Here is a 6,249-nt window from a genome sequence, read left to right as displayed (position 1 = left end):
ATCTTTAAGTAGTTTTTTTCGTTTCTACTAGGTAGCTTTTCCACTGTTGTCCGCTTAGACGACAGCAGATCACCTCTTCACAAAGTTTTATCAGTAATGCTCATATCAATTATGCTCCAATCACTGAAAGCAAAATCGGTTGTGTTTTGCAAGTGGGTTAAATAATCCCATGCGCTATTAGGATTATCTTCAGGCAACTTTACTGTGGAGACGTTATCAAGTATGATGTTCCATCTTCTATTTCTTACATAAACACAAGAAGAAATGTAATCACTCAATTGAGTTTTGCTTTTTAGTATGTCTTTAATAAATTTTAGGTTCGATAACGAGTTTTGTCCTGTGATTACAACAAGATTATTTATCGGATGGTTATTTGTAATTACTTTACCCTCGGAATCGATTACTGAAGTCCTGTTACCATCTTTCCAGAGAGCAAACGGTTTATGTTCATCTATGTTAATATGTAAGGTGTTGGGCAAAGTTCTATAAATTCTTACGTGTTTTGTACATTTGCTTACGTGCTGTATGCTATCAGCAAGTCTTGAAAGTGATACATATATAATTGGTTGCGTTTTATCTACCAAACTTAGAATGTCCTTTTCGTTTGTGAATTTATTGCCAGTTACAACTACTTCATCGATTGAAAATCCACTGCTGAGTAACAAACCAGATAAGCGATCATTATACCAAGTGAGGTAATAACTAAATCTGCTTGTGATTTTACCAAATGAGCTATAGAGTACTAGCGTAAGAAAGAGTGCTATTATAATAACCAAAGCACACTTACGTAAAAAACTTCTTTGGCCTCTAGTAACATTGCTCAGCATTCATTTGGTCTCTAATATTTTTATGTTGAAAACTATCTTCAACGATAATTTTAACTAATTCATTAAAATCAATTCCTTTCGTCAATTTTGCAATTTCTGGCACTAACGATAACTTAGTAAAGCCGGGATGTGTATTGATCTCAAGCATTTTTAGGGTGTTATCCTTAGGGTTATAACGAAAATCTGAACGAGAGATAGTTCTACATCCCAAAAATCGATGAACTTTCAATGCATATTCCAAGGTTATTTTATATATATCGTCAGGAATTTCAGTAGGAAATATATGCTCTGCAAGCCCATCTGTATATTTTGCCTCATAATCATAGAATTTATTTTTCGGCCTTATTTCCATAGTGCCAATTGCCTCATCTAGCAATACAGCAGTTTGTAACTCTATACCAGGTATATACTCTTCTATGATCATCAAGTTTCTTGAATAGTCTTTTGTCACCCCAGTGCTTGACACTGGCATCCATTTTTCTTTTTCCTGAATCCCAGCGTTACGCGCTGGAATGACGCAAAACGTGCTTTTTAATTTTAAGTAATCATCATACGAGAAAATTATGTGTACTCCGATGCTTGAGCCTTCATTGGTCGGTTTTAAGACGTATGGACAATCAATTTTAATGTTGTTTTTTAGTACATCTTCTCGACTAATTATGTAACCTTTTGGGATGTCAATACCAAGCGACTGGAATATATGTTTGGACATTGCTTTATCCATAGCAATAGCCGAAGCCATAACTCCTGAGTGTGTGTACTTTATACCTAAAATTTCCAATAAACCCTGAACACAGCCATCTTCACCACAAGGTCCATGCAGAGCAACAAAAGCGAGATCAGGATCAATTTTTTTAAGCTTCTCAACAATGTCGTTGTCAACATCTATTTCTATTGTATTATATGAAAGGTTGTTGAGCGCCTTTTTTACCGCTTTTCCGCTCATCAGTGATATTTCCCTTTCACGAGAGAATCCACCACTCAAAATTGCTATAGTTGGAACCATGAGCACTCTATTGTTTTACTATATAGCATACATAAAAGATGCTCTTACCTTCAATAGAAACCTACTGCCATAGCTAAAGTAATTTAGATTTAACGATGATGTGACAAACCTCCGTTCTACTGCATTTTAACGGATTAGCATCAGCTTAGTATCTAATAACATTAAAAACATAAACAAGGACAATCACAGTCAGCAACCAAAAACAACAACCGTGAGGATTTCTTTTTCCTTCAGTAGCGTTATTCTAGATTTTCACCAAAATAAGCTGCTTTGTCTTTTTTTTCTTTATACTCTTCTGCTTCATCCAGAGTTTGTTTTTTAGCTGTGATGTTTGGCCACTTTTGCGAGTACTCTACATTTATGTTGTAAAATGATTTGAGAGTTTTTTGTTCATTGCTCAGTAACTCTGCATCTAATTCTAAAATGTCCTTTACAGAATCGTCAGTTACAATTGCATCTACTGGACATTCAGGTATGCATACTCCGCAATCAATACATTCATCTGGATTAATCACGAGCATATTTTTGCCTTCATAGAAGCAGTCAACAGGACACACTTCTACACAATCTGTATATTTACATTTTATGCATTTATCTGTAACAAAATGCGTCATAAAACACTGTATATTTATATTATCTTGGGTACACTAAGTTAACAAGAAATTCAAGCCATTTATGCAGGTAAGTAAATTGAGCAATGAAGAGTTAGAGATATGGTTGAGCCTAGCTAGAGCTTTATTACCAACAAAGTTTTTTAGTGTGATAAGAGCGTGTGGGTCACTGGATGAAGCGTTAAAATATCTCGATGGGCTCACAAAATAAAAAGGTATATAGCATTCAAGATGCACGAAAAGAGATCAGTAATGCAAAGGAAATTGGAGCTGAAATCATACCTGAATGTGATCTAGATTACTCTGACATTTTAAGAAGTATACCGGGTTGTCTTTCCGTAATAACTGCACTTGGTGATATGTCGTTATTAAGTCGTGAAATAATTGCAATAACCGGTGGGTGCAACTCTTCAGTCAGTGGAAGAAATTTTGCCAGTAAGCTGGCACTTGATTTGAGTGAAGAGAAGTTCATTGTTATTTCTGGGATTGCAAGGGGGGTTGACACCGCAGCGAATAGTGTAATATACAAAAGTCATCCTACCATTGCTGTTATAGCGAGTGGAATTGATGTAGCGCACCCAAGAGAAGATTCTGATCTATTACAAGAAAATCACTGAAGGATGGTGAGCTAGTAATTACTGAGTTTCCATTTGCAACTAAACCAAAGCTTCAGTATTTTTCTCAAAGGAATCGAATTATATCTGGTTTATCATTAGGTGTGACAATGGTTGAAACATCGAAAAGTTCCGGTTCTTTAATAACAGCGAATTTTGCTTTGGATCAAGGAAGAGAGGTATTTGTAGTTTCTGCTTTCCCTTTGGATTTGCGCTCTAGTGGTAGTAATTATTTAATTAAGAACGGTGCTAAACTTATCGAATCCGCTGACGATATAATAGAGAGTATTAGGTTCAGTTTACCTCCTAGGCAAAAGAGCCTATTTGATGTTGAGCACGTTAACCAGGAAAATGTAAAACAGGAAAAATTGCAACAAGCAAAGTTCCTCATGGTGAGTCATATCAACTCTGTACCATGAGCTATCTTAGTAAGTAAACTGTTCACAAATCTGGCTTTAATGGCTATTTTAGAACTGGAGCTGGAAAGTAAAATAGAGCGATTACCAGGGAATAAAGTGTCAATAACTTTCTGATTGCTCTAGCTACAAAACTTCGCTTTCTTCTATACAGTGAGCCAAGTCAAGAAAGGTGAATCTGTCTCTTGTTGCAAATGCAAGGCTGACCACTTTGTAGTATTGCTCTTTATTCCAACCTAGATGCTCTGGTAAGTGTGGAATTGACAAATCTTCAAATATTTTCTGTAGGTGTCTTGCAGGTAACAAATTTTGCTTAATTAAGCTGGAAATATTACTCCATTCTTTATGAATGATTCCTCCAATTTTTTGCTGCAGAATTTTTTTCTGCTCTAGAATTTTTGTAAATTTGGTATTACCAAAGCACTCAGTTACACGCTTTACATCTAAAGTGGTTGGTTTTATGGTAGGATCTTGTGTTGATAATATCTTTTCCTGCAAATTAGCCATGGTGAGCGTTGTAACAGCAATTTTTTCGCCATGTAGTGAAGAATAATCTTTTGTTACCATTTCCATTGCATGAGCTATCATATGCTCTCCTTGGCTTGCAGAATGGCTGCTTTTCGATATTACCATTCCAAGTCCTGAGATTAGTAAGGCTTCCATAAGTAATAAGACCACTTTTTTACTTCTTTTTGCAAGCGCTAGGTGCTCTCTGAGCAAAATTTCCTCCAGATCGCGAACAAGTGCGAAAGGTAGTTCGTTATATTCTGTGCCAAGTAGAAGATGAGATAGTAGCCAATCGGCTTTTACTGTTGAACGACAGATAAAATCTGCAAATCCGCTTAATGTAAGACGCAGTGGTGCGTCGGCGATTATATCGATATCAATGTATACTGCCTTGGGGAGATGTGTTGCGAACGATTTTTTATGCCCATCTACTAATATTGAAGCGTTTGCAGAAGTATAGCCGTTCATAGAAGCTGCTGTTGGGAGTGATATGTAATCTTTTTTCTCGAGGTAACTTGCATACTTACAAATATCATTAACGGTACCGCTACCAAGTGCAACTATTAAGTCGCTATCTTTTGCCTTGTTTCTAACTAGATTGACGATTTCGAGAGAAGCAACACTTTCCGGTCTATCTGGTGTCATCCAAGTAGCGCAACACTGGAATCCATCATAGATTCCAGTGTCATGGGCTAGAATAACAAGTGAAGCTGGAATAATTAAGTGAGAAATTTTATTAAGTGCGTTTTTATTCAAAAGCTCTGCCGTATTCTTGTCTGCAACTAAGAAAATATTATTTCCGTGTTGTGTGCATATTTCATAGATATTGTCAGCGAGGTGATGATCTACTATCACTTCCCTTATAAGAGTTTGCTTGGCTTGGTGTAATATTTGTTTTAAATAGTGCATAAGATGTCTACAATATAGTAATATCAGTATTTCAAGATTGATATGAAGATTGACCCTGTAGAACTAACTAAGAAATTGATTTCTTTTAAGAGTATAACACCGAGTGACGATGGAGCAATAGAGCATATAGCAGCAATTCTCAAGAAAAGTGGTTTTGACTGCAGGATTTTAGAGTTTGGTAATAGTGAAACTAGAGTTAAAAATCTTTATGCAAAATACATAAATGGGGCACCGAACTTATGTTTTGCTGGTCATATTGATGTTGTACCACCAGGTCAATTGAAGGATTGGCAGTCTGATCCGTTTAAGCCAGAAGTTAGGGACGGAATGTTGTATGGAAGAGGAACAGCTGACATGAAAAGCGGAGTAGCCGCATTCATTACTGCCATAGTAAATTTAATTGAGGAAAAGTTTCAATTCGATGGTTCAATAAGTGCATTGATTACCAGCGCTGAAGAGAGCATGGAAGAATATGGGACGAAGGCAGTTTTAGAATGGATGGGAAGTAAGCAAAAAAAGATGGATTATTGCATAGTTGCTGAGCCAACCAGTAGTGAGAGACTAGGTGATACTATAAAAATAGGCAGAAGAGGATCCGCAACATTCAAATTGATTTGCTACGGAAGGCAAGGGCACGTTGCCTTCCCAGACTTGGCGGATAATCCAGTATATAAGATGATGTCGATATTAGATAAGGTAAAAAATACTACTTTTGATCATGGTGATAGATATTTTCAGCCTTCAAACTGCGAAATTACTACTATTGATGTTGGAAATGATACCGACAATCTAATACCTGATTCAATAACTGCAAATTTCAACATTCGATACAACAATATGCAAACACCTGACGGTTTATATAAGTCGATTGATGAAATATGCTCCAGTTTAGCAAAAGATTATAAACTCTCTATACATAGCAGCAGGAGAGCTTTTCTCTCTACTCCCGATAGGAATACTGATATTATGCTTGATGCAATAAGTAAAGTTACCAATATCGATGCTGTACTGAACACAAGCGGCGGAACATCTGACGCTGCATTTATCAAAGACGTTTGCCCAGTGATTGAATTTGGTATGATAAACAAAACTGCACATCAGGTAAATGAATGCGTGTCAATGGACGATATACACAAATTGACAGCCATATATAAGGAATTTATAAAAAACTACTTTTACCTAACTAATAAGATATTAAATCAGATCAATGTAATTGGTAATATACCTGATGGCCCATTGCTAGCTTAAGTTAGGCTGAATTCAGATTTTTTAGCAATAAAAACGAAAAAAAACTACTTGACAAACTCTATTAACCCCCTTATCACGACACTGAAGTTATTTGTTTAACTTCCCAATCTG

At 36.2% G+C, this 6,249-nt stretch carries 7 protein-coding genes; 3 read left to right on the top strand and 4 right to left on the bottom strand.

Annotation, left to right across the window (positions count from 1 at the left end):
• Window positions 1-77: 77 nt before the first annotated feature.
• The 3 genes from IHO40_RS05220 to IHO40_RS05210 all read right to left on the bottom strand — a co-directional run bounded on the left by IHO40_RS05220 (window position 78) and on the right by IHO40_RS05210 (window position 2,447).
• The gene (locus tag IHO40_RS05220; RefSeq protein WP_225537085.1) at window positions 78-827 is read right to left on the bottom strand and encodes a cell division protein FtsQ/DivIB; all 750 of its coding nucleotides are present in this window, start codon (window positions 825-827) and stop codon (window positions 78-80) included.
• Window positions 808-1,839: a D-alanine--D-alanine ligase gene (locus tag IHO40_RS05215; RefSeq protein WP_225537084.1), complete on the bottom strand. Its 1,032-nt coding sequence runs from the start codon at window positions 1,837-1,839 to the stop codon at window positions 808-810. The genes IHO40_RS05220 and IHO40_RS05215 overlap by 20 nt, the downstream gene beginning before the upstream one ends.
• 233 nt (window positions 1,840-2,072) lie before the next feature.
• Window positions 2,073-2,447, bottom strand: coding sequence for a ferredoxin family protein (locus IHO40_RS05210; RefSeq protein WP_225537083.1), 375 nt, complete (start codon window positions 2,445-2,447; stop codon window positions 2,073-2,075).
• Window positions 2,448-2,638: 191 nt separating this feature from the next.
• Here IHO40_RS05210 and IHO40_RS06210 point away from each other — a divergent pair, with 191 nt between their 5' ends.
• Both IHO40_RS06210 and IHO40_RS06205 read left to right on the top strand, forming a co-directional pair.
• Window positions 2,639-3,061, top strand: coding sequence for a DNA-processing protein DprA (locus IHO40_RS06210; RefSeq protein ID WP_255586010.1), 423 nt, complete (start codon window positions 2,639-2,641; stop codon window positions 3,059-3,061).
• Window positions 3,043-3,477: a DNA-processing protein DprA gene (locus tag IHO40_RS06205; RefSeq protein WP_410543366.1), complete on the top strand. Its 435-nt coding sequence runs from the start codon at window positions 3,043-3,045 to the stop codon at window positions 3,475-3,477. The genes IHO40_RS06210 and IHO40_RS06205 overlap by 19 nt, the downstream gene beginning before the upstream one ends.
• Window positions 3,478-3,600: 123 nt before the next feature.
• Here the strand turns inward: IHO40_RS06205 and IHO40_RS05200 are convergent, their stop codons facing one another.
• Entirely contained in the window at window positions 3,601-4,890 is a 1,290-nt protein-coding gene (locus tag IHO40_RS05200) for an iron-containing alcohol dehydrogenase (RefSeq protein WP_225537082.1), read from the bottom strand.
• 42 nt (window positions 4,891-4,932) lie between these two features.
• On the opposite strand from IHO40_RS05200, the gene dapE reads away from it, so the two are divergent.
• Complete coding sequence (gene dapE, locus IHO40_RS05195; RefSeq protein ID WP_225537081.1) at window positions 4,933-6,138, top strand: succinyl-diaminopimelate desuccinylase; 1,206 nt, start codon at window positions 4,933-4,935, stop codon at window positions 6,136-6,138.
• The last annotated feature ends 111 nt before the right edge of the window (window positions 6,139-6,249 follow it).

Origin of the sequence: Wolbachia endosymbiont of Mansonella ozzardi (assembly GCF_020278625.1) — a bacterium.
GTDB lineage: Bacteria > Pseudomonadota > Alphaproteobacteria > Rickettsiales > Anaplasmataceae > Wolbachia.
This window is presented reverse-complemented; position numbering and strand designations above follow the sequence as displayed.

Excerpts from the sequence above, each read along its gene's own strand:
- IHO40_RS05220 (WP_225537085.1), bottom strand. The coding sequence starts at position 827 with ATGCTGAGCAATGTTACTAGAGGCCAAAGAAGTTTTTTACGTAAGTGT.
- IHO40_RS05210 (WP_225537083.1), bottom strand. The coding sequence starts at position 2,447 with ATGACGCATTTTGTTACAGATAAATGCATAAAATGTAAATATACAGAT.
- IHO40_RS06210 (WP_255586010.1), top strand. The coding sequence starts at position 2,639 with ATGGGCTCACAAAATAAAAAGGTATATAGCATTCAAGATGCACGAAAA.
- IHO40_RS05200 (WP_225537082.1), bottom strand. The coding sequence starts at position 4,890 with ATGCACTATTTAAAACAAATATTACACCAAGCCAAGCAAACTCTTATA.
- dapE (WP_225537081.1), top strand. The coding sequence starts at position 4,933 with ATGAAGATTGACCCTGTAGAACTAACTAAGAAATTGATTTCTTTTAAG.